Here is a 25691-nt window from a genome sequence, read left to right on the forward strand (position 1 = left end):
AGACACGTCGGATGTTGAAACCAACGTCTTTACCATTAGCTTCTCGGATACAAATCTAGGTCAATACACATTTACGTTACTTGAAGCACTAGACCATGTAGATGGCCTCGCAAATAATAATTTGAGTTTCGACTTACCGGTTTACGCGGTCGATAGCGATGGCGATGATTCACTGGTGTCTCAACTGAATGTGACCATTGGTGATGATGTACAGGTCATGCAAAACCAAGTGCTTAATATTATTGAGCCAACGGTTGCTGATTTGGCTGCAGGTACTCCGACGACAGCCACTGTTGATGTGATGCCTAGCCAAAGTGCCGATGGCGCGACAATCACTCAGTTTACTTACGATGGCGGGGCGGCAATAACACTCGACCAAAACGACACCGGTGAACAGAAGTTTGTATTTACTGAAGGTTCACTGTTCATCACCTTGCAAGGTGAAGTGCGTTTCGAGCCAAATCGCAATCTAAACCACACAGCGAGCGAAGACATCGTGAAGTCGATTGTGGTGACTTCAAGTGACTTCGATAACGATCCCGTGACAGCAACGGTTACGCTGACGATTACCGATGGTGATATCCCAACCATCGATGCCGTGACAAGCGTTACTCTATCTGAAACTAACCTTAGCGATGGCTCTAGCCCGAGCGGTAGCGCAGTAAGTCAAACCGAGACGATTACTTTCACTAACCAAAGTGATGATGTGACGAGTTTCCGCATTGAACCAACTGAGTTTAATGTCGGTGGTGTACTGAAATCGAATGGGTTTGCGGTCGAGATAAAAGAAGATTCTGCTAATCCGGGCACTTACATAGGCTTTATTACCAACGGTTCGAGCGCTGAAGTCCCCGTGTTTACCATTAGCTTCTCTTCAGCCACGTTAGGTGAATACACTTTCACTCTACTTGAAGCGCTAGACCATGTTGCTGGCCTAGCGAACAATGATCTGAGCTTTGATCTGCCTGTTTATGCGGTAGACAGTGATGGTGATGATTCACTGGTATCGCAGCTTAATGTAACGATTGATGATGATGTTCAAATCATGCAAGGTGGTGCGCTCAATATTACCGAGCCGACCGTCGCTGATTTAGCGGCTGGTACACCGACCACGGCTACTTTTGATGTCATGCCAAACCAAAGTGCTGACGGCGCGACCATCACTCAGTTCACTTATGATGGCGTCGTAAACACCCTCGATCAAAATATTGCAGGCGAACAGAAGTTTATCTTCGCAGAAGGCAAACTGTACATTACCCTCGAAGGTGAAGTTCGCTTTGAGCCTAATCGAGATCTTGACCATACGGCCGGCGATATTGTTAAGTCGATAGTGGTGACCTCAAGCGATTTCGACAAAGACTCAGTCACGTCAACCGTTACGTTAACGATCACCGATGGTGATATTCCAACCATTGATGTTATTCCAACGGTTAGCTTATCTGAAACGAACCTGACGGATGGTTCAGCCCCAAGTGGCAGTGCGGTAAGTCAAACCGAAACCATCACCTTCACTAATCAAAGTGATGATGTGGTCCGCTTCCGCCTTGAACCAACAGAGTTCAATACCAATGATGCACTCACATCGAATGGTTTAGCTGTTGAATTACGTGAAGATCCGCAAGGGTCGGGCAACTACATCGGATTTACAACCAGCTCGTCGAATGCGGTAACCACAGTATTTACGTTGAGTTTTTCTGGGACAACCTTAGGTGAATACACCTTTACCTTAATCGAAGCCTTGGATCATCAAGATGCACGTGGCAACAACGACCTGAGTTTTGATCTGCCTGTGTATGCGGTGGATAGTGACGGCGACGATTCGTTAGTCTCGCAGCTTGGCGTGACCATTGGCGACGATGTGCAGTTGATGCAAGACGGCACAATCACCAGTCGTGAGCCTGCAGCAAGTGTTGAAACATCAAATACCTTTGATGTGATGCCAAACCAAAGTGCTGATGGAGCCAAAGTCACTTCATTTGTTTTCGATGGTAAGACTGCAGAAAGTCTTGATTTGAATGTGAATGGTGAGCAAGAGTTCGTCTTCACCGAAGGTTCGGTATTTATTACGACGGAAGGTGAGATACGATTCGAGCCGGTACGTAATCAAAATCATGCTGGTGGTGATATTACCAAGTCGATTGAGGTGACGTCTGTTGACCTCGATGGCGATATTGTCACATCGACAGTGACACTGAAGATTGTTGATGGTGACCTTCCTACTATCGATCTTGTTCCCGGAATTGTGTTATCTGAAGTGGATCTGGCCGATGGCTCTGTGCCAACCGGTAATCCAGTGACAATGACACAAACCATTACCTACACAGCGGGTAGTGACGACGTAAGCCATTTCAGAATTGACCCTACGCAGTTCAATACTTCAGGGGCTTTGAAATCGAACGGCCTAGATGTCGAAATAAAAGAGCAGCCAGCTAATTCTGGTAATTACATTGGCTTCGTCAAAGACGGTTCTAACGTAGAAACCAACGTCTTCACGATCAGCTTCTCGACGAGCAATTTAGGGCAATACACGTTCACACTGCTTGAAGCGTTAGATCATGTAGATGGATTACAAAACAATACTCTAAGTTTCGATGTCCCTGTTTTAGCGGTTGATACCGATGGTGATGATTCTGCAATGTCGCCAATGACCGTGGTGATCACCGATGATGTACAAGGCGTTCAAGATGGGGCGTTAAGTATCACTGAGCCTTCACTTGCTGATATAGCAGCAGGTACGCCAACCACGCCAACAATCGACGTTATGCCGACACAGAGTGCTGATGGCGCGAAAGTGACTCAGTTTATCTACGATGGTGGCACGGCTGTTACGTTAGACCCAACTGTGTCTACAGAACAAGTTTTTACCGTAACCGATGGCTTACTGTACATCACGATTGAAGGTGAGGTGCGCTTTGAACCAAGTAGAAATCTAGACCATTCATCTGGCGATATCGTGAGAACGATAGTCGTGACGACCAGTGATTTTGATAACGATACCGATACCGCGGATGTCACGTTGACGATCAAAGACGGAATTGATCCGGTTATCGATGTAGTGCCAGATATTAACCTATCGGAAGTTGGTCTTGCTGATGGCTCTATGCCGAGTGGTTCAGCGGTTAGCTCGACACAAACGATCACTTATACCGTGGGTAGTGATGATTTAAGCCACTTTAGAATTGCAACCAACGAGTTCAATCCTGGCGACCTACTCAAATCAAATGGTCTTGTTGTTCAGTTAAAAGAAGATCCTGCTTCACCTGGCGACTACATCGGGTTTACTGATGACGGGGCCGGTAACGTAACTAATGTATTCACCATTGATTTTGATAGCGTTAATAAAGGGCAGTTCACCTTCACTTTGATTGAGGCGTTAGATCACCTTGATGGTGATCTTAATAACAGCCTCAACTTCAACCTGCCTGTTTACGCCGTTGATACCGATGGTGATGATTCGGTTAAACGCGATGTCATGGTAACGATACAAGATGACATTCAACAGATGCAAGATGGCACGTTAAGCATCACAGAGCCAAATACTGGCACACCAACCACTGCTACTGTTGATGTAATGCCTACACCAAGTGCTGATGGGGCGACCATTACTCAGTTTACTTTTGGTGGCGGTTCAGCGATCACCTTGGATCAAACTAACAATGGCGAGCAAGAGTTTACCTTCACTGAAGGCTCATTGTTTGTCACGCTAAGCGGTGATGTAAGGTTCGAACCAAACCGAAATCTAGATCATTCTGCGGGCGACATTGTTAAGTCGATTGTGTTTACGTCTTCTGACTTTGATAAAGATACCTTTTCATCAACAGTCACGCTTACGATTGTTGATGGCGATGGACCAACAATCAACGTTGTGCCAAGTGTCAGCTTGTCGGAAAGCTTACTTGCGGATGGTTCGACACCTAGCGGAACGCCTGTCAGTGTGACTCAGACTATCACCTCGCTAGCGAGCAGTGATGACATTGGAAAAATAGTCGTTGAAGCTGGGCTGTTCAATACCAACGGCGTGTTGAAGTCTGATGGCCTTGAATTGAGTTTACGTGAGGAGCCTGCGGGTTCTGGCGACTACATTGCGTTTACGACGGATGGTTCGGGTGGTGAGAAAATCATATTCACCCTAGATTTTGATGATACTAATCCTAGCCAGTATACCTTTACGCTGCTTGAGCGTTTGGATCACGTTGATGGCTTAGGAAGCAACGATCTGAGTTTTGATCTTTCTGTTTACGCGCAAGACACCGATGGCGATATTTCAGCGTCTAAACCGCTTTCAGTAACCATCACCGATGATGTCCAGTTAATGAAGTCTGGTGCGCTTAGCATCACTGAACCAAGCACGGGCACACCTACCACAACGACATTTGATGTGATGCCTGCGCAAAGTGCTGATGGCGCCACCATAACCAAATTTACTTATGGTAGTCAGCCTGAAGAGTCTCTGGTGCAAACCAACACTGGTGAGCAAGAGTTTGTATTTACGGAAGGTTCGTTGTTTATCACGCTTGAAGGTGATGTGCGCTTTGAGTCTAATCGAAACCTGAATCATTCTGGTGGTGATATCGTTAAGACGATTACCGTGACATCAGAAGATAAAGACGGTGATATTGTTACTTCGACCGTGACATTGACGATTTCAGATGGTGCTCCACCGGTAATTGATACTGTACCAACGGTTGCATTGGAAGAAGCGAATCTCGTGGATGGTTCATCTCCGAGCTTACCTGTGAGCCAAACTGAAACCATTGCTTTCACAGCGGGAAGTGATGATGTGAGCTATTTCCGTATTGATACCACTCAGTTCAACACGTCTGGTGATTTGAAATCGGATGGCCTAGTGGTTCAGCTTAAAGAAGATCCAGCCAACAGCGGAACCTATATTGGTTTCGTTGAGAGTGGGGGTGTTCAAACGGATATCTTTACCATCACTTTTAATAGTGTAGTGCTAGGCGAATACACCTTCACTTTGTTGGAAGAGCTCGATCATCTGCCTGTGCAAGGCAACAACGATCAAGTATTCACTCTGCCAGTGATCGCGGTCGACCAAGACAATACCGACTCTGTGATGAAACCTCTTACGGTGACCATTACCGATGATGTTCCAACCATCACTGATACTACTGTCGCCAGTACGTTTGTGGTTGATGAAGATGATTTAGGAGCTGTTGTGACTCAGGCTACAGGCTCGTTTGTGACCATAGAAGATGCAGATAAAGTTGAGGCTTATGAGCTACGTAATATATCTGACCTAGAAGATGATCTGACATCAGGTAACGAAGCGATTTCGATCACAGAGGTCACCGGGGCTGCGAACACAACCACCTATCAAGGAACCACCACAAGTGGAACACCGATTTTTACTCTTGCTTTGGGTAACGATGGGTCATACACCTTTACCTTGCTTGGTCCTCTAGACCATGAGCCTAGCTCAGAGGCGAGAAATAAGCTGCCTATCTTCTTTGATGTAGTGGCTGTTGATAGTGATGGCGATGATTCCAACCAGTATCAATTACCAATTCAAGTCATTGATGATGTTCCGGAAATGACGCCGCCGACGGGCGAAACGGTTGTCGATGAAGACGATCTTACAGGCATAGGTTCGGATCAATCTGAAGATACCGTTATTAATGGACTGTTCACGGTCGATGAAGGTGCTGATGGTGTTGTTAAGTACGAATTAGTCGATGAAGATTTGGTTCTGACTGGCTTAACTTCCGATGGGGAAAATTTAGAGTGGCTGCCTGTTTCTATCTCAGGAAGCACGTTTACCTATGTTGCTCAAACGGTGACCAGCAATGAGGCCGTGTTCGAGATTATTTTCGATACCTCGGATAACAGCTATCAGTTTGAATTGTTTAAACCTCTTAAACACCCTGATGGTGCCGATGAAAACAACATCGAACTTGGTTTCTCGGTCGTGGCTGAAGACTTTGACCAAGACCAATCAAACGCAATCAATCTGACAATCACAGTGACGGATGATGTTCCATTAGTGACAACTCAGTCGATTACTCGTATTGAAGGTCAGAACTATAATGGTTCTAAAGTCGATATGTTTGCTGATGCGACTGATGTGGGTTCTGATGGCGCAGTACTGAGCAAAATTGAGGCCTTTGACGGAAGTGGAATTGTTTTCCGAGCTGAGAACAGTGGGCCTTACAGTAGTGACTTCGATTTAAACATTGGCAGCCAACAGGTTCGCGTTTACGAGCAAACGGATGATGGTAATGGAGGCGTTGATACTCGACAGCTTGGTCGACTTCGTATTAACTCAAATGGCGAGGTTGAATTCAGAGCTAACGGTTATCTCGATCATGACGGTCTTGACACCATCGACTTCTCGATTAACGTGATTGCGACGGACGGCGATTTAGATACCTCTGAAACACCGTTAGATATCACGATTACAGATAGGGACTCTACAAGAATCGCGCTGAAAGTGACTACCTTCGAGGATGCGGGTAGAGATTTAACGATACCTTACGCAACGGGTGATGAACCGACTCTTGAGAACGTTCAAGATAACCAAAATGGTTTGCCTAATGCACCAGCTCAAGTTGCGCTGCAAGTTAGTCTGTATGACCAAGATAATGCTGAATCTATTGGGCAGTTGACGATTAAAAGCCCGAACGGAGGTGATAGTCACCAAGGTACTTTTTATTACTTTGATGGTGCTGATTACATTGAATTGGTACCTGAGTCAAATGGAAGCATTATATTTGGTTCTCCTGAACTTGAACAAAGCTTTGCTCCAAACCCGAGTGAACCAAGACAAACTATCGCGACGATAGACAACCTGTTCTTTGTTCCGGACCAACACGCTAGTTCGGATGAAACTGGTGGGCGAGTTCGTTATGAGCTTGAAATTGAGAAAAATGGCTCCACGGATCACACCATCAACTCAAACTTCAGAATCGAGATTGAAGCGGTGGCTGATATAGCGACTTGGGATGATTCCAACAGCACTTATCATTATCAAGTGAACGAAGATGAAGACAACGTTACTTTGCAGCTGAACGCAGAGTCGCAAGATAACAGTAATACTGAGACGATTACCTATGAACTTGAGGCTGTTCAAGGTGATGGGAAGTTCGAGCTGCTTGATAAGAACGGCAATGTGCTTACGCTGACGACGGATGGTGTATATGAAATAGCGGCAGAAGACATTAACAGCACCGTAGTTAACCCGATCGATAACTTCTCTGGTCAGATTGAATTCAAAGCAATAGCGGTTACAAAGGAAACACTGAACCCTTATGAAGATACCGCCAATGGCGGAGCAAATGATAAAACTCAAGCTCGTTCTGTAGAGCAAAACATCATTATTGATGTCACTGCTGACGCCGACCCAGGAAAATTCAGTGTGAGTCGTATCAAGATCAACGAAGACAATATCGATGACCCTGATTACATTGGCCCTTTGGACAACAAAGACGCATTCACGTTAGACGAAGTCATTACCATGACAGGGTCGGTGGACACAGATGGCTCTGAAGAACTGTTTGTCCGTATCAGTAATATCACAGAAGGCGCAGTGCTTTACTTTGTAGGTACAACCACGGTAGTTCCTACCGTTAATGGTACCAATTATCAAGAAATCGCATATTCCGATTTGGCTAATGTTGAGGTTGTTCCAACTAAACACAGTAATGTAGATTTCACCTTTGATGTTACCGGTGTAGTCAAAGATACTGCAAACCTGTCAACCAACCCTCAACAAGTTGATGAAGAAATCCTAGGAACTAAAACGGTTAACGTTGAGGTTAAAGGGGTTGCAGATATTCCTTATGGCGGTACAAACGGTTCGGCTTGGACAGCAATCACCGATGGCACAACACCTGGTGTTCAAACCACGATCCAAGAGAGCCAGAATGGAGACAGCTACGCCGAGCTTGATTTCACCGTGTTGTCGGGAGAGAGAAGACCTGATCCTGCAGCAGTAGATCAAACCCCATTACCTGACGATGGTTCAGAATCCATAACCGTTATCCTCTCGGGTATTCCTGATGGCGTTATTCTGGAAGACGGTGACGGTACCATTATTGACCTTAACTTTGTCGGTTACGAAACCGGTCCGGGTGGTAGCCCCGATCTTTCTAAACCTATCTACGAAGCGAACATCACTGACGCAGGTAAAACCTCAGGAATCCGCATCAGACCTGTCGATTCTTCAACAGAGAACATTCACATTCAGGGTAAAGTGATCGTGACTGAGAATGACGGTCATACGCTTACGTTTGACCAAGAAGTGCGAGTGTTGGTCGAACCTAGAATCGATACCTCAGCGACGTACAGCACAGTCACTAATGGCGATGAAGATACGGCGATCAGTATTGATTGGCACCCAGAGGGTACTGATTATATTGATGATGATGAGCATTTCACTTCTATTGTGATCAGTGCCATTCCGACAGATGTTGAAAGTGTTGTGGTTAATGGCGATGTAACTTGGGTTTACGATGCTTCAGCAGGCACTTTAACCATTACGCCGAAGAGTGGACAGACGGCAGAAGAGTTTACTCAAATTGCACTGAACAATAATTTTATTCAGATCACACCTGAACAAGACTCGAGCACCGACTTTACGCTTAATACGGTTGTCATGATCGAAGAGCGAGATCATGAGTATGTTGATGCGACTGATCCTGGTCAGGGCATCGCTACCGCGACAATCACGGGCTCGATTGATGTTATCGTACGTCCAGTCGTTGAGCCGAAAGACGCTAGCAACAAGCTTATCGTCGATGATGTGCTGGGTACTGGAGCACTAGCAACCGTAGTTGCTGATGCAAACACTGGCGTGCTTAAGTTCACAACCAACAGCGATAATACATTGGTTACGGATGAGTTCGTCATTCGATATCAAGAAACAGATGCTTCGTCCGCTATCGAAGAAGTTGACCAGTTAGTTATTGAATTAACAAACGTGGACGGTTCGGAGCTATCAGATGCTGTACTCAATCAACTGCTCGTTATTGGCGCTGCTTATGAAGGCAATGGGCGCTGGGTTGTAACGAATGAAGACATATTTAGCATCAGTGCATCGAACGGCCTTGTTCTTCCTTCAGGAAACAGCGGGGCAGGAGGGTTCAATGACATCAAGATGGATATCTTTAGCACGGTAATAGACCGAGGTGATGGTGCTGAGGTTGAGTCATCTACGGCCGCTCGTAGGGACGGAGAAGTCACTCTGTCATTCCCTCAAGTGGTGGCTGGGAGTACTAAGGTTGCAGCCGATATTGATATAACACCAGACAGTGTTGTTGATGCGATTGAGGACACCCAGTTAGATCTAGGTACGGCATTGAATGGTTTAATTACTTTCTCGGGCGAAGATGACTCAACTGATCAAGTGACCATCATTATTGATGACAGTGTGACCATTAATCCAGGAGCGGTGAACGAAGTCACCTTCCCAATTAGTTTATCGGGAAGCAGCGACCTAGACTTTGTTAATGGCAAATATGTATTCCAGACTACCGTCGATCAAGGGGTCTCGACCGACCTCTCTGGACTACTGCTTAACTTACCAGTCGACTACTCCGGCGACTTTAGGTTGCCGTTGACGATAGTAACTAAAGACGTATTGTCGGGGGATGAGAAAACTCTAGTGACAGAAGTAGTCATTAAAGTTGCTCCTGATGTTGAAGGTAACCCAGATATTGACGTTACTGTCGTTGGTTCGCTTGACGATTCGTTTAACCCTGTCGATACCGACGGTCAAGCAGGGCAAGATCCAGTCGGCTACGAAGATACCTATATCCAACTTGATTTCAGCTCGACCATTGATGACCAAGTAAGCGGAGTTGAAGGTGGTGACGAAAAATTCACCTCTATCACACTGACGTTAAATGACACGAGTGTTGGGGCTTTCTATACCAGCGCAGGGGTATCGCTTGGCACATCGGTGACCTTTAATGAAGCTGAGATTAATGCAGGCGCGTTGGATAATGTACTATTCCGACCGGCGTTAAATTACCCAACAGATAATGACGTAAATCAGGTGCAAGTGAATGTCAGCGGGACGATTACCGATACTGCTACATACAATGATGCAGCTTCGCCAACTGGCAGCGCGACTGATACCGATACTTTCTCTACCAATGTCAGTTTTGAAGTCGTTCCTGTGGTGGATGACGTGTCTGTCACTGGCCCGGGTAGCGATCCTGATGTTATCGAGATTACGGGTACTGAGGACCAGCTGATTTCTTTGTCGGGCACAGGGCCTGTATCGATTGCACTGACTGACCTTGATGGCTCAGAACAGTTTGTGTCGATTAAGTTTACAGATGTACCTGATGGCTTCCAGATGCGTGCAGATGCTGGTTCGGCATACACGGTGAAGAATAATGGTGGTGGTGAGTGGAGTGTTCAACTACCTCAAGCATCAGGGTTATCGTTCGACTTGAGTGAGATTTCGATTTTACCGCCTAAGGACTTCAGTGGTACGGCTGAATTTGGTGTTGCCGTATTTACTCAAGAATCTTTGTTGGGTGTGCCTACTGCAGCATCAAATCTGCCAAGCTTTAAGCTGCATGTGGTACCTGTGGGTGATGATGTTGATACTAATCCAACAGATTCTGTGACAGGTAACGAAGGTCAAAACATTGATATCGAAATCAATGCGACGATTTTGGATAAAGAGCTATCTGCAACGGGCAACGGCACTTATACCGAGAATGCACCAGAGACACTTCGAGTAGAAGTTGCGGGCGTTCCTCAAGATGCCTCTATCTATTATCCAGACGGCACAACCTTGGCTAGTTATGATCCAGTTACGCAGCTTTGGACACTTGATGTTCCTGCACAGTCGCTCGATAAGATCGTATTCAATTCAGGTGAACACAATAGCGATACGGGTAATGTATTAGGCATTAATGGCCCGCTGCAGATTACCGTTCGCTCTGTGGATACTGACGCTGATAACACCGAATATTTGGGGACGCCAACCAGCTTCGATGTTGATCTGGTGATTGATCCTATTAACGATCAACCGATCTTTGTGAACGTAACGAATATTGAAACATCGGAAGACATTAGTGTTGCTATCGACAACTTTAGTATCTACGACGTTGATGCTAACTTTGATAATCCAGACGCTCCGTATGTTCTTACGTTGCAAGTCGATCAAACACTTCCGGGAGCGCAAGGTGTGTTTGAGTTTACGAGCTCACCTGACGTGACGTTTGTATTGCAACCTGGTGGCTCATTGGTGATTACCGGTAAAGAAGCCGACATCAATACCGCATTGACTAATGGAGCCGTGACTTTCAAACCAGACCCAGACCAGAACTATCTCAACCAGAGTGGTTTAGTCACGATTAATGCAACACTCGATGACGGCGGTAATAATGGCTTGATTGATGCGGGTGATCCGAATACAGCACAGACCAACCAAACTACTTTCACCATTAAAGTAACGGAAGTGAATGACGCTCCTGTGGCAACTGATGTTGATTTAGGTTCGATTGCTGAAGATGGTCAAATAGTGATTGTGGAAGGAGACTTGATTTCAGTAAGTTCTGACATTGAAAACCATAACCTGACGGTTACGGGTGTAACCCTGACTCAAGGACAAGGCCAATTAACGCGCTTTGAAAACGCAGGTGGCGCCGATAACGCGGCGATTACCGGACCATTCTGGCTGTTCGTTGCAGATAATGATTTCAACGGTGATGTGAAATTCAACTATTCCATTATCGATGATGGCACAACCAATGGTGTGGATGATTTCTTGACCGATAGCGCTGAAATTAGCCTCATCGTAACGGAAGTGAATGATGCACCTGTCGCGACAGACGTTGATTTAGGTTCGATTGCAGAAGATGGTCAAATCGTCATTGTTGAAGGGGATTTAATTGCAGCAAGCTCTGACCCAGAAAACCACAACTTAACAGTAACTGGTGTAACTCTGACTCAGGGACAAGGCCAACTAACCCGCTTTGAAAATGCAGGTGGCGCCGATGACGCGGCGATTACCGGACCATTCTGGCTATTTGTAGCGGACAACGACTTTAACGGTGACGTTAAATTCAATTACTCAATTACTGATGACGGTACAACTAATGGCGCGGATGACTTCCTAACCGACAGTGCTGAAATTAGTCTTGAAGTAACGGAAGTGAATGACGCTCCTGTAGCAACGGACATCGACTTAGGCAACATCCTTGAAGAAGGTCAGTTGATCATCAAAGAGGGCGATTTAATTGCTGCGACGAGCGATCCGGAAAACGACACGATTACCGTGACTAATCTGGCGCTCGATGAAGGCCAAGGTCAACTACAACGCTTCGAGAACGTAGGTGGTGCTGATGATGCTACGATCACTGGCCCATACTGGGTATTTACGGCAGCTGATGAATACAACGGCAACGTTAAGTTTACCTATACCGTAGAGGATGATGGTACAACCAACGGCGCTAATGACTTCCTAATGGATACAGCGGAGATCACCGCGATTGTCGATGGAGTGAACGATACACCGGTCGTTAATGGTGACAGTGTCACTACGGTTATTGACGAGGATGCTGGTCAACTGTTGAGTGGTATCAATGTCAGTGACCCTGATTATGTAGATACATTTTCTGATGATCTGATGACCGTCACGCTGACGGTGGATTACGGTACATTGAATGTATCACTTCCAGCAGTGACGACGGTTGTTGTTAACGGCAACAACACGGGTTCAGTCATCTTAGTGGGGACATTGAGTGACCTGAATGCGTTGATTGATACGCCAACCAGTCCAAATGGTGTTTTCCTTGATGCGAGCCTGTCTCCAACCAATAGCATTGGATTAGAAGTTGTTGCCAAAGACAGCGGCAACCCTTCAGGTATTGCGATAGAGACAGCACCTGTGGTTTACAACATCGCGGTGACGCCAGTGGCGAATGCACCAACCCTGTCTATCGATAGTGCGACTAACTACGTGAGAAACATTACTGCGAGTCAGTCTGTGAGTGCGAGTGGCATTCCTTTAGTTGGGATTATCGCAGCCTTAACGGACATTACAGAAGAGCTAACGCTGCATATCAGTGATGTACCTGCTGGCGCTCAAATCACCAGTGCTGCGGGTTCTGTGACGGATCTTGGCGGTGGTGTTTGGGTAGCAACGGCAGATGCAATTGAAAGCTTGCAAGCGGTTGGGCTTTCTCAAACTCCAGGTAACTACACACTGAAAGTCGAGGCGGTTTCTGAAGAGACTGACAACAACGATACAGCAACCTCTGCATCGATTGACCTTAACTTGAACATTGTGTCTAACGCAGTTGATATTAACTTGGCTTCGGAAACCGATGATGTTCAGTTACTGGCTGGTGCTAATGCGACTGACTTAACGGGTGGTTCAGGGAATGATCGACTTGAAGGTGGCGCAGGTGACGATACGCTTGTTGGCGGTGACGGTAACGACACCCTGATTGGCGGCGGAGGCTCAGACATTCTGACTGGTGGTGATGGTATGGACTCGTTCGTATGGCTTAACATCGAAGATGGTGTTGAAGATACGATTACCGACTTTGATTTGTCGGAAGGGGACAGCATTGACTTGAGAGAAGTGTTGCCGGAGCTTAAAAATACATCTCCAGACATGACCGCGTTGCTAAAACAGATAGACGCGAAAGTGGACGGGGATGATATTGAGCTTACGATCAACCCGGATGGCTTAGGTACTACGGAACAGGTGATTGTGGTTGAAGACCTTGCGCCAAAGCTAACCTTAAGTAGCACCATGCCTTCGGATATTTTGGATGCGTTAGTGCAACAAAATGTCATCACTCACGGTTAACGCTAAATTGGAGGCTAGCTATTAGAATCTAACGATTAAACTAAAAGCGAACCATTAAACCATAACGAAAGAGGCCAGCATTGCTGGCCTCTTTTTTGTTACGGTATAAATTGAAAAGAGTTACTTAAGGGAGTTGTGGATCAGGAACTCTTCTTCAACACCTTTCAATTTCATCTCATCCATAATGAAGTTCACCGTGTTCAACAAACGTTGTTCACCTTTAGGAATCAGATAGCCGAACTGACTGTTGGTGAATGGAGTTTCGCAGCGTGCCGCTTCAAGACGTTCATCAGTTACTTGATAGAATAGACCTTCAGGCGTTTCTGTTACCATCACATCAACTTTGCCTTCTGCTACTGCTTTCGGTACGTCGAGATTGTTCTCGTAGCGTGTGAAGCTTGCATTCTGCAAGTTCGCGTCGGCAAAGATCTCGTTAGTACCGCCAATGTTCACGCCCACACGAACAGAAGAGAGGTTCACTTTCTCAATGCTGTCGTACTGTTCTGCGGTGCCTTTTGCAACCAAGAAACACTTACCAAAGGTCATGTAGCCTTGAGTTTGTTCCGCGTTTAACTGACGCTGCATTTTACGTGTAATGCCGCCCATTGCGATGTCGTACTTATCGTCGTCTAGATCGGCCAGTAGATCTTTCCATGTGGTACGAACAATCTTCAATTCAACGCCTAATTGTTCCGCGATGTGCTGTGCAACGTCGATATCGTAGCCAGAGTAGCTTTTACCATCGAAGTAAGAGAAAGGCTTGTAGTCACCTGTGGTGCCCACACGCAGAGTACCTGATTTTTGAATGTCTTCTAGCTGGTCAGCGTGTGCGACACCAGAAAGTGCCAGAGCAATGGAAGCAAGTAATAGTGATGTTTTTTTCATTGTAATTGTCTGTTGTGTTTGTGTTGTCATTCAAAGTAACAGAAACAATCAGAGAAAGAGATCAAACCATTGGAAAGGTTGGAAAAGAAGATGAAACGAGGGCAGGAGATAGGTATTTCTATGGTTTGTGAGCATTGATCGAGGTGCGTTTCATATTCCGTTTTGATAAACCGAAGACAAACAAAAAGCCCATGTTATCGAATAACATGGGCTTCATTTTGGTTTAACTTGTTAGCTGCTTATTTAGCTATTTAGCAACTGACTCGTTGTTCATCTTAGCCGGAGCTTTAGATGCGTTAACCAATAGGATACCAACGGTTAGTACCATTGAACCACATAGTAGGAACAACAAGCGTCCTGTTGGTTCGTTTGGAATCAGAGCCATTGCTAGGATACCGAAACCTGCTGTGCTGATAAGCTTACCAAGCATTGAACGCTGTTTAGTATCTAGGTTTTGTTGCTCTTCACCTTCCGCTACAAGCGGCGTGTTCCAGTTAGTGAATAGTTGGTCAACTTCTTTCTCACGCTCTGGCGATAGGCCTTTGTAGAAGCGAGAAGTCATGATGAAGTAACCACCAGTAAACACTACGTGAGCAGCTAGGCTAAGACCCACTTTCAAGTCGCTCCATTCACGGCCAGTAAGCGCTGTTTCTAGACCAAATAGGTGCTCGATGTCTTCTGCTTGAAGCGAGATACCGAAGATGTAAGAAACGAAGCCACCAACGATTAGCGTAGACCAACCAGACCAGTCAGGCGTCTTACGAATCCACATACCAAGTAGTACAGGGATAAGCATTGGGAAGCCAATTAACGCACCTACGTTCATTACGATATCGAACAAGCTTAAGTGACGCAGAGAGTTAATGAACAAGCCAATCGCGATGATGATAATACCCATCATGATAGTGGTTAGCTTGCTGACAATAACCAGCTCTTTCTGAGTCGCGTTTTGACGAAGAATCGGGCTGTAGAAGTTCATTACAAAGATGCCAGCGTTACGGTTCAGACCTGAATCCATAGAAGACATTGTCGCAGCGAACATTGCTGACATAAGAAGACCAACCATACCTGCTGGCATTACGTTCTGTACGAATGCTAGGTAAGCAGCATCACCGGCTTTGTCGCCCATTGATGTGTATTGCTCAGCGAACTCAGGCATGAATGCACTAACGTACCAAGGTGGTAGGAACCAAATTAGTGGACCAATAACCATAAGGATACATGCTAGGCCTGCCGCTTTACGTGCGTTTTCACTGTCTTTTGCACATAGGTAACGGTATGCGTTGATGCTGTTGTTCATTACACCGAACTGCTTCACGAAGATGAATACAACCCAAAGGATGAAGATGCTCATGTAGTTTAGGTTGTTACCTAACATGAAGTCGCCGTCGAAGTTAGCAACAATGTTAGTTAAGCCGCCACCGTGGAAGTAAGCTGCTACCGCACAAGTGATTGTCACGGCCATGATTACAAGCATTTGCATGAAGTCAGAAGCAACAACCGCCCAAGAGCCGCCGGTTACTGCCATCAATACTAGAACCATACCCGTTACCACAATGGTAGCTTCCATTGGGATGTTGAATACCGCTGCTACAAAGATAGCTAGACCGTTTAGCCAGATACCTGCAGAGATAAGGCTGTCCGGCATACCTGCCCATGTGAAGAACTGTTCAGACGTTTTACCAAAGCGCTGACGAATAGCTTCGATCGCCGTTACCACACGAAGTTGGCGGAACTTTGGAGCGAAGTACATATAGTTCATGAAGTAGCCAAAAGCATTGGCTAAGAATAGGATTACAATAACGAAACCGTCATTGAATGCGCGTCCTGCGGCACCTGTAAACGTCCATGCTGAAAATTGTGTCATGAAGGCAGTTGCACCAACCATCCACCACAACATTTTGCCGCCCCCTCTGAAGTAATCACTTGTAGAGGTGGTGAACTTACGGAACATCCAACCAATCGCGATTAAAAAGAAGAAGTAGGCGAGAACAACAAAAGTATCAATAGTCATCTTTTCAGCCTTTTAAATATCATAATTAACTGGGCTTAGATTAACGCGTCTCAAGGTTTATTTGTACTACAATATGTCTTTAGTATGATCTAGGTCGCATTGATTTTTCGGCCTCTAACACGTGGTTATATAAGTATTTGTTTTAATTGAATTTAAATGTGAGTGTATTTTGTTTGAGATCTAAAATAAATTGAGGGTTAAATGTTTATATGTATTACAATATAAACAAAAGCGCTTACTTTGCCGTATCTATAAGATTTTAATTATAACCGTAACAAATGTGCTACAAATTGGTGTGTTGTGCGACGACATTCACGTTAATTTGGAACTCTATACTGAAAAATTCTGTATTGGGATTTCAAGTGTAGCTCATTGTTTTCACTTCGCTATTTTGTATTTGTCTGCGGCTCTGTAGCCTTTCTATGCTATTTATTCATTTTTTCGTGCCATAGAGGTGCATATTTGGAATTTTTGTCACTGAGTGGGCGTTAAACTGGACGGACGGGACACATTTTGCGGTGCACTTTGTCTATTGTGACCTTCATTAGATGCCACGAGAGATGTTTGATGACGTATCGAAAAGGAACATTGCTGGGTAAGGGGCTGGATAAGAAGCTGGATAGGCGATAGGGGGCACCAGTAACGCTTCGTTAGATGCGTGCTGAAGTCGATTGAAAGCTTACATTACTTGTTATTGCCTGTCTTAGTCGCGGAGCTGGACGAGCCCATAGAGAGAAAGGCGATAAGGTGTGGGGGAAACATAATGTTGATTGAGCGTGTTTTACGGTTAGTCAGCGCAATAAACGCCAGATAACAAAAAGCCCCACCGAGGTGAGGCTTCATCACTCAATCTAAAATAGATTAAGCGTTAACGTGATCAACTGCGTCACGAACCAGCTTGCCTAGTTCGTCCCACTTACCTTCGTCGATAAGGTTAGTTGGAACCATCCAAGTACCGCCACACGCAAGTACAGAAGGGATCGATAGGTATTCATCAACATTCTTCAAGCTTACGCCACCAGTAGGCATAAATTTAACAGGGTAAACCGCTGTTAGTGCTTTAAGCATACCAGTACCGCCAGAAGGCTCAGCAGGGAAGAACTTCAACGTGCGAAGGCCCATTTCCATTGCTTGTTCAACTAGGCTTGGGTTGTTAACACCCGGTACGATTGCAACGCCTTTATCGATACAGTATTGAACAGTGCGCGGGTTGAAACCTGGGCTTACGATGAAATCAACGCCAGCTTCGATAGATGCGTCAACTTGCTCGTTAGTCAGTACAGTACCTGAACCAATTAGCATGTCTGGGAATTCTTTACGCATGATGCGAATCGCTTCGATTGCACATTCTGTACGTAGCGTGATTTCTGCACATGGCATGCCGTTTTCAACAAGTGCTTTACCTAGAGGGATAGCGTCTTCAGCACGGTTGATAGCGATTACAGGAATTACTTTTAGGTTTGCTAGTTGTTCATTTAATGTCGTCATGAATTCTTTCTCACGTTAAATGTGGGCTTGCTTTCAACTAAGCAAACCCTTGATTAATAGTTAAAGTGCGTAATTATAGAGACAGATCAGGCGTCGCTTCTAGAGGAATGATAGCACCTGGATGCTGAATCACAGTCCCTGCCACAATATGACCTGCTAACGCTGCATCACGTGCATTGCCACCGCTTAAGCGCTTAGCTAGGAAGCCCGCGCTGAACGAGTCGCCAGCCGCTGTAGTATCAACAATGTTGTCTACTGGGTTTGGAGCAACGTACTGAGCGCTTTGGCTTTCAACTACTAAGCAGTCTTTAGCACCACGTTTAATGATGATCTCTTTCACACCAGATTCAGACGTACGTGCAATACACTGTTCAATGCTTTCGTCGCCGTACAACTCTTGCTCGTCATCGAACGTCAGTAGAGCCGTGTCAGTGTACTTAAGCATCTTCAAGTACCAAGAAATCGCTTCTTGTTGACTTTCCCAAAGTTTTGGACGGAAGTTATTGTCGAAGAATACTTGGCCGCCTTGCGCTTTAAATTTGTCTAAGAAGTTGAATAGCTGCGTGCGTCCATTCTCTGTCAAGATAGCAAGCGTAATACCACTTAGGTAAACCGCATCAAAAGAGAATAACTTATCAAGTAGAGCAGGCGTGTCTTCCTGGTCAAACATGAACTTTGCTGCAGCATCATTACGCCAGTAGTGGAAACTGCGTTCACCAGTTTCATCGGTCTCGATGTAGTAAAGCCCTGGTTGTTTGTGATCAAGCTGAGCAATTAAGCTAGTGTCGATACCTTCCGCTTGCCACTTTTCTAACATGTCGGTACTGAATGGGTCAGTGCCTAGCGCTGTTACGTAGCTCGTGTTGATATCTTGCTCTTTTGTTAAGCGAGACAAGTAAAGTGCAGTATTTAGTGTATCGCCACCGAAACTTTGCTTAAGCCCGTCTTGTTTCTTTTGTAGCTCAACCATGCACTCGCCAATGACCGCGATGTTTAATGATTTCATATGCTTACCTTAGCAACTGAGGTTGCGCTGTTTATTATTTTAGGAAATCTTCACGCGCAGGGTTGAAGATATCAAGAAGGATGCTGTCTTGCTCTAGTGCAACTGCACCGTGCATCATGTGTTTACGAGCGAAGTAAGCATCGCCTTCTTTAAGGACTTTCTTTTCGCCTTCAATCTCAGCTTCGAAGCTACCACGAACTACGTAACCGATTTGGTCATGGATTTCGTGAGTATGAGGGTGGCCAATCGCGCCCTTATCAAAACATAGGTGTACTGCCATTAGATCGTCAGTGTAAGCAACGATTTTACGCTTAATGCCGCCACCAAGTTCTTCCCATGGGTTTTCATCTAGGATAAAGAAAGAGTTCATTGTGTATCTCCTAATCTGTTTAAATCTTTTAAGTGTTACTTAACTTGCATCCATCATAAGGGAATGAGCCTAATTGTAATACAATATATCTAAATTTGTGTGATATCGATCAAGCGATACTTTATATAGCGTAAATAAATCAACAACTTAATAAATGGCTAATATTTACCATTAGCCAGCTACATCAATGACTTATGGCTAATTATGTGACTCTACTCATCATTTAGCGACGAATAGGTATAATTAAAGCTCATATTGTATTACTTTATATGGAGTTTGAAAATTTAATCAAAGTTTAAGCAGATAAACTCTTTATTGAGGGTGACAAAGAATATGACGACTAAACCAGTATTGTTGACTGAAGCAGAAATCGAGCAGCTTCATCTTGAAGTGGGCCGTTCTAGCTTAATGGGCAAAACCATTGCAGCGAACGCGAAAGATCTAGAAGCATTCATGCGTTTACCTATTGATGTCCCAGGTCATGGTGAAGCTGGGGGTTACGAACATAACCGCCATAAGCAAAATTACACGTACATGAATCTAGCTGGTCGCATGTTCTTGATCACTAAAGAGCAAAAATACGCTGACTTTGTTACTGAATTACTAGAAGAGTACGCAGACAAATACCTAACGTTTGATTACCACGTACAGAAAAACACTAACCCTACAGGTCGTTTGTTCCACCAAATCCTGAACGAACACTGCTGGTTAATGTTCTCAAGCTTAGCTTACTCTTGTGTTGCTTCAACCCTGACACAAGAACAACGCGACAATATTGAGTCTCGTATTTTCGAACCAATGCTAGAAATGTTCACAGTTAAATACGCACACGACTTCGACCGAATTCACAACCACGGTATTTGGGCTGTAGCCGCTGTCGGTATTTGTGGTCTTGCTCTTGGCAAGCGTGAGTACCTTGAAATGTCGGTGTACGGCATTGACCGTAACGACACTGGCGGCTTCCTAGCGCAAGTTTCTCAGCTGTTTGCACCGTCTGGCTACTACATGGAAGGTCCTTACTACCACCGTTATGCGATTCGTCCAACGTGTGTGTTCGCTGAAGTGATTCACCGTCATATGCCTGAAGTGGATATCTACAACTACAAAGGCGGCGTGATTGGTAACACAGTACAAGCGATGCTTGCGACGGCTTACCCGAACGGCGAATTCCCAGCTCTGAACGATGCATCTCGCACAATGGGTATTACAGACATGGGTGTTCAGGTTGCAGTGAGCGTTTACAGCAAACATTACTCATCTGAAAACGGCGTTGACCAAAACATTCTTGGTATGGCGAAGATTCAAGACGCAGTTTGGATGCACCCATGTGGTCTTGAGCTATCTAAAGCTTATGAAGCGGCGTCTGCTGAGCAAGAAATCGGCATGCCTTTCTGGCCAAGTGTTGAATTGAACGAAGGCCCTCAAGGTCACAACGGCGCGCAAGGCTTTATCCGTATGCAGGATAAGAAAGGCGACGTTTCTCAGTTAGTGATGAACTACGGCCAACACGGCATGGGTCACGGTAACTTTGATACGCTGGGTATTTCTTTCTTCAACCGTGGTCAAGAAGTACTGCGTGAATACGGCTTCTGTCGTTGGGTGAACGTTGAGCCTAAATTCGGCGGCCGTTACCTAGACGAAAACAAATCTTACGCTCGTCAAACAATTGCACATAACGCAGTAACGATTGATGAAAAATGTCAGAACAACTTTGACGTTGAACGTGCAGATGCAGTACACGGCTTGCCACACTTCTTCAAAGTAGAAGATGAGCAAATCAATGGCATGAGCGCATTTGCTAACGATCATTACGAAGGTTTTGACATGCAACGCAGCGTGTTCATGCTAAACCTTGAAGAATTAGAATCTCCGCTACTATTAGATCTTTACCGTTTAGATTCTGAGAAAGGCGGTGAAGGTGAGCATCAGTACGACTACTCACACCAATATCAAGGTCAGATTGTTCGCACTAGCTTTGAATACCAAGCAAACAAAGAGCTGAACACGCTAGGTGAAGACTTCGGTTACCAACACCTATGGAACGTGGCAAGCGGTGAAGTGAAGGGCACAGCACTGGTAAGCTGGCTACAGAACAACACCTACTACACGTGGCTAGGTGCAACGTCTAACGACAATGCTGAAGTTATCTTTACTCGCACTGGCGCTAACGACCCAAGCTTCAACCTACGCTCAGAGCCTGCTTTCATTCTACGTAGCAAGGGCGAAACAACACTGTTCGCTTCTGTTCTTGAAACGCACGGTTACTTCAACGAAGAGTTCGAGCAATCAGTCAATGCACGTGGTGTTGTGAAAGACATCAAAGTAGTGGCTCACACCAATATCGGTTCGGTAGTTGAGATCACCACAGAGAAATCAAACGTGACAGTGATGATCAGCAACCAACTTGGCGCGACTGACAGCACTGAACACAAAGTAGAGCTGAACGGCAAAGTATACAGCTGGACAGGCTTCTACTCAGTAGAAACAACTTTAAACCCAGAATTAGCAAGCAGAGCAGAGCAGGGGAAATAATAATGAGCTATCAACCACTTTTACTTAACTTTGATGAAGCAGCAGAGCTTCGTAAAGAACTTGGCAAGGATAGCCTTTTAGGTAACGCACTGACTCGCGACATTAAACAAACTGACGCGTACATGGCAGAAGTTGGCATCGAAGTACCAGGTCACGGTGAAGGTGGCGGTTACGAGCACAATCGTCACAAGCAAAACTACATCCATATGGATCTAGCGGGTCGTTTGTTCCTGATCACAGAGGAAACAAAGTACCGTGATTACATCGTTGATATGCTAACTGCGTACGCGACGGTATACCCAACATTGGAAAGCAACGTAAGCCGTGACACTAACCCTCCGGGTAAGCTGTTCCACCAAACGTTGAACGAGAACATGTGGATGCTTTACGCTTCTTGTGCGTACAGCTGCATTTACCACACTATCTCTGAAGAGCAGAAGCGTCTTATCGAAGACGATCTTCTGAAGCAAATGATCGAAATGTTCGTTGTTACTTACGCACACGACTTCGATATCGTACACAACCACGGCTTATGGGCAGTGGCGGCGGTAGGTATCTGTGGTTACGCGATCAACGATCAAGAGTCTGTAGATAAAGCACTTTACGGCCTGAAATTGGACAAAGTAAGCGGCGGTTTCCTAGCGCAACTTGACCAACTGTTCTCGCCAGACGGCTACTACATGGAAGGTCCTTACTATCACCGTTTCTCTCTGCGTCCAATCTACCTGTTCGCAGAAGCGATTGAACGTCGTCAGCCAGAAATCGGTATTTACGAATTTAACGATTCAGTGATCAAGACAACGTCTTACTCAGTATTCAAAACTGCATTCCCAGACGGCACATTGCCTGCTCTGAACGATTCATCGAAGACGATTTCTATCAACGATGAAGGGGTTATCATGGCGACGTCTGTGTGTTACCACCGTTACGAGCAGACTGAAACTCTGCTTGGTATGGCTGATCACCAAAAAAATGTTTGGGTTCATGCTTCTGGTAAAACACTGTCTGATGCGGTTGATGCAGCAGACGACATCAAACCATTCAACTGGGGTAGCCTGTTTGTAACAGACGGGCCTGAAGGCGAAAAAGGCGGCGTAAGCATCCTTCGTCACCGTGATGTGCAAGACGACGACACAATGGCGTTGATCTGGTTTGGTCAGCACGGTTCAGACCACCAGTACCATTCTGCGCTAGACCATGGTCACTACGATGGCTTGCACCTAAGCGTATTCAACCGTGGCCACGAAGTGCTGCACGATTACGGCTTCGGTCGTTGGGTAAACGTTGAGCCTAAGTTTGGCGGTCGTTACATCCCGGAGAACAAGTCTTACTGTAAGCAGACGGTTGCTCACAACACAGTAACGGTTGATCAGAAAACGCAGAACAACTTCAACACAGCATTGGCTGAGTCTAAGTTTGGTCAGAAGCACTTCTTCGTAGCAGACGACCAGTCGCTACAAGGTATGAGCGGCACAATTTCTGAGTACTACACTGGCGTAGACATGCAACGCAGCGTGATTCTTGCTGAACTACCTGAGTTCGAAAAACCGCTAGTAATTGATGTGTACCGCATCGAAGCTGACGCTGAGCACCAGTACGACTTACCCGTTCACCACTCGGGTCAAATCATTCGCACTGACTTCGATTACAACATGGAAACAACGCTTAAGCCATTAGGTGAAGACAACGGTTACCAACATTTATGGAACGTTGCTTCAGGCAAAGTGAACGAAGAGGGCTCTCTAGTAAGCTGGCTACATGACAGCAGTTACTACAGCCTAGTAACCAGCGCGAATGCGGGCAGCGAAGTGATTTTTGCTCGCACTGGTGCTAACGATCCAGACTTCAACCTTAAGAGTGAGCCTGCGCTTATCTTACGTCAGTCTGGTCAAAACCACGTGTTTGCTTCTGTACTAGAAACGCATGGTTACTTTAACGAGTCTATCGAAGCCTCTGTAGGCGCTCGTGGTCTGGTTAAATCAGTATCTGTTGTGGGCCATAACAGTGTCGGGACTGTTGTTCGCATTCAGACTACTTCTGGTAACACTTACCACTACGGTATTTCAAACCAAGCTGAAGACACGCAGCAAGCAACTCACGCTGTTGAGTTCGCGGGTGAGACATACTCGTGGGAAGGGTCATTCGCTCAACTGTAAATGATCAACACACATACCGTTTAACGATGGTGTGTGCTGATGTGGTGCTTTGCGGGAACGAAGCGCCATATCATGTTCGATTGTAAGGGTGTTCGCATCTAAGTAACTGAACGAAATTAATGTCGATGACAAAGAATATCGGAAATAAGTCAAACCGAGTAACTCGTTGTGAGTTGCTCGGTTTTTTTATGCGTGTAGGACAGAGGCTGATGTAATTTGGGAAGGGGATCTCATTTAATAATCTCTGGCGGTTAATGAATTGCGCTTCTAAAGGTGTACCTTTTTCCCATGGTTTTTCGAGGCTGTGCTGGTGGTTTTCATACCGATACAAAGAGGGTTAGTTTTGAGTACGGATTTATGAGTGATTTAAGATAACGTTTCTCACAGGATGTTTTTTAAATCTCTGATTATAAAAATTTGCAGGTTGTGATTCGTTTGGATTTTACTCAATTGGCTGTAGGTTGAAATACTGTTATAGTAATCCTTAAATAATACATAAACATAACATATAAAATAAGTGAACTTATGGTTAGCACTTTTAATTCAATTTCGGGCTCGAAGCGTAGCCTGCACGTGCAAGTAGCGCGTGAAATCGCTCGTGGAATCTTGTCTGGCGATCTGCCGCAAGGTTCTATTATTCCTGGTGAAATGGCGTTATGTGAACAGTTTGGTATTAGCCGAACGGCACTACGTGAAGCAGTTAAACTATTAACTTCTAAAGGTTTGTTAGAGTCCCGCCCGAAAATCGGTACTCGTGTAGTCGACCGCGCATATTGGAACTTTCTTGATCCTCAGCTGATTGAATGGATGGATGGTCTAACCGACATAGATCAATTCTGTTCTCAGTTTTTAGGCCTTCGCCGTGCGATTGAACCTGAAGCGTGCGCACTGGCGGCTAAATTTGCAACGGCTGAACAACGCATTGAACTTTCAGAAATCTTCCAAAAAATGGTAGAAGTGGATGAGGCTGAAGTATTTGATCAAGAGCGTTGGACAGATATTGATACTCGTTTTCATAGCTTGATCTTTAATGCGACAGGTAATGACTTCTACCTGCCATTCGGCAATATCTTGACTACGATGTTCGTGAACTTCATCGTGCACTCTTCTGAAGAAGGAAGCACGTGTATCAATGAACACCGTAGAATCTATGAAGCAATCATGGCTGGTGATAGTGATAAGGCACGAGTTGTGTCTGCTGCACACTTGCAAGATGCCAACCACCGTCTGGCGACGGCGTAATAGAAATAATCTAGAGCGTAGGTAGATGAGTCACCTCATATAGAGATGAACAGCATTACGCTCGGATAAACGACTTAAAAGGGTATGCCAAGTGCATACCTTTTTTGTTGTCTACCGTTTACGAAAATTGGCTGCTTTCATGTATGAAAAAAGCCAGAGACTGTTGTCTCTGGCTTTGAGTTGTTTCAATATTCTAGCTTAAA

The 25691-nt window shown here is 45.3% G+C and carries 9 protein-coding genes; 4 read left to right on the forward strand and 5 right to left on the reverse strand.

Features of this window, described 5'->3' with window-relative positions; all coding sequences use genetic code 11:
- On the forward strand, positions 1 to 13795 hold a 13795-nt coding region (locus tag AB4323_RS20855), incomplete at its 5' end, for a cadherin-like domain-containing protein (RefSeq protein WP_372153263.1).
- A 120-nt stretch (positions 13796 to 13915) separates the two neighbouring features.
- Here the strand turns inward: AB4323_RS20855 and AB4323_RS20860 are convergent.
- From AB4323_RS20860 to AB4323_RS20880, 5 genes are all read right to left on the reverse strand, one after another.
- Positions 13916 to 14680 (reverse strand): transporter substrate-binding domain-containing protein, encoded by a 765-nt coding sequence (locus AB4323_RS20860; RefSeq protein ID WP_017067326.1) that lies wholly within the window; start codon positions 14678 to 14680, stop codon positions 13916 to 13918.
- Positions 14681 to 14927: 247 nt separating this feature from the next.
- Complete coding sequence (locus AB4323_RS20865; protein ID WP_102332113.1) at positions 14928 to 16694, reverse strand: sodium:solute symporter family transporter; 1767 nt, start codon at positions 16692 to 16694, stop codon at positions 14928 to 14930.
- 861 nt (positions 16695 to 17555) lie between these two features.
- Positions 17556 to 18182 carry a bifunctional 4-hydroxy-2-oxoglutarate aldolase/2-dehydro-3-deoxy-phosphogluconate aldolase gene (locus AB4323_RS20870; protein WP_017069898.1) on the reverse strand — a complete coding sequence of 209 codons (627 nt, stop codon included), beginning with the start codon at positions 18180 to 18182 and terminating at the stop codon, positions 17556 to 17558.
- A gap of 73 nt (positions 18183 to 18255) precedes the next feature.
- A complete protein-coding gene (locus AB4323_RS20875) occupies positions 18256 to 19188 on the reverse strand; it encodes a sugar kinase (RefSeq protein WP_017061485.1) in 933 nt (310 codons plus the stop codon).
- 34 nt (positions 19189 to 19222) lie between these two features.
- On the reverse strand, positions 19223 to 19558 hold the full coding sequence (locus AB4323_RS20880; RefSeq protein WP_009846518.1) for a cupin domain-containing protein: 336 nt from the start codon (positions 19556 to 19558) through the stop codon (positions 19223 to 19225).
- 333 nt (positions 19559 to 19891) lie between these two features.
- On the opposite strand from AB4323_RS20880, the gene AB4323_RS20885 reads away from it, so the two are divergent.
- From AB4323_RS20885 to AB4323_RS20895, 3 genes are all read left to right on the forward strand, one after another.
- The gene (locus AB4323_RS20885; RefSeq protein ID WP_372153265.1) at positions 19892 to 22090 is read left to right on the forward strand and encodes a heparinase II/III family protein; all 2199 of its coding nucleotides are present in this window, start codon (positions 19892 to 19894) and stop codon (positions 22088 to 22090) included.
- Positions 22091 to 22092: 2 nt separating this feature from the next.
- Entirely contained in the window at positions 22093 to 24246 is a 2154-nt protein-coding gene (locus AB4323_RS20890; protein WP_372153267.1) for a heparinase II/III family protein, read from the forward strand.
- A 525-nt stretch (positions 24247 to 24771) separates the two neighbouring features.
- Positions 24772 to 25488, forward strand: a complete 717-nt coding sequence (locus AB4323_RS20895) for a FadR/GntR family transcriptional regulator (protein ID WP_010438348.1) — start codon at positions 24772 to 24774, stop codon at positions 25486 to 25488.
- Positions 25489 to 25691 lie beyond the last annotated feature (203 nt).

This window comes from Vibrio sp. 10N.261.52.C11, assembly GCF_041471405.1.
Lineage (GTDB): Bacteria > Pseudomonadota > Gammaproteobacteria > Enterobacterales > Vibrionaceae > Vibrio > Vibrio crassostreae_C.

Coding starts and splice junctions, on each gene's coding strand:
- AB4323_RS20860 (WP_017067326.1), bottom strand. CDS start 14,680: ATGAAAAAAACATCACTATTACTTGCTTCCATTGCTCTGGCACTTTCT.
- AB4323_RS20865 (WP_102332113.1), bottom strand. CDS start 16,694: ATGACTATTGATACTTTTGTTGTTCTCGCCTACTTCTTCTTTTTAATC.
- AB4323_RS20870 (WP_017069898.1), bottom strand. CDS start 18,182: ATGACGACATTAAATGAACAACTAGCAAACCTAAAAGTAATTCCTGTA.
- AB4323_RS20875 (WP_017061485.1), bottom strand. CDS start 19,188: ATGAAATCATTAAACATCGCGGTCATTGGCGAGTGCATGGTTGAGCTA.
- AB4323_RS20880 (WP_009846518.1), bottom strand. CDS start 19,558: ATGAACTCTTTCTTTATCCTAGATGAAAACCCATGGGAAGAACTTGGT.
- AB4323_RS20885 (WP_372153265.1), top strand. CDS start 19,892: ATGACGACTAAACCAGTATTGTTGACTGAAGCAGAAATCGAGCAGCTT.
- AB4323_RS20890 (WP_372153267.1), top strand. CDS start 22,093: ATGAGCTATCAACCACTTTTACTTAACTTTGATGAAGCAGCAGAGCTT.
- AB4323_RS20895 (WP_010438348.1), top strand. CDS start 24,772: ATGGTTAGCACTTTTAATTCAATTTCGGGCTCGAAGCGTAGCCTGCAC.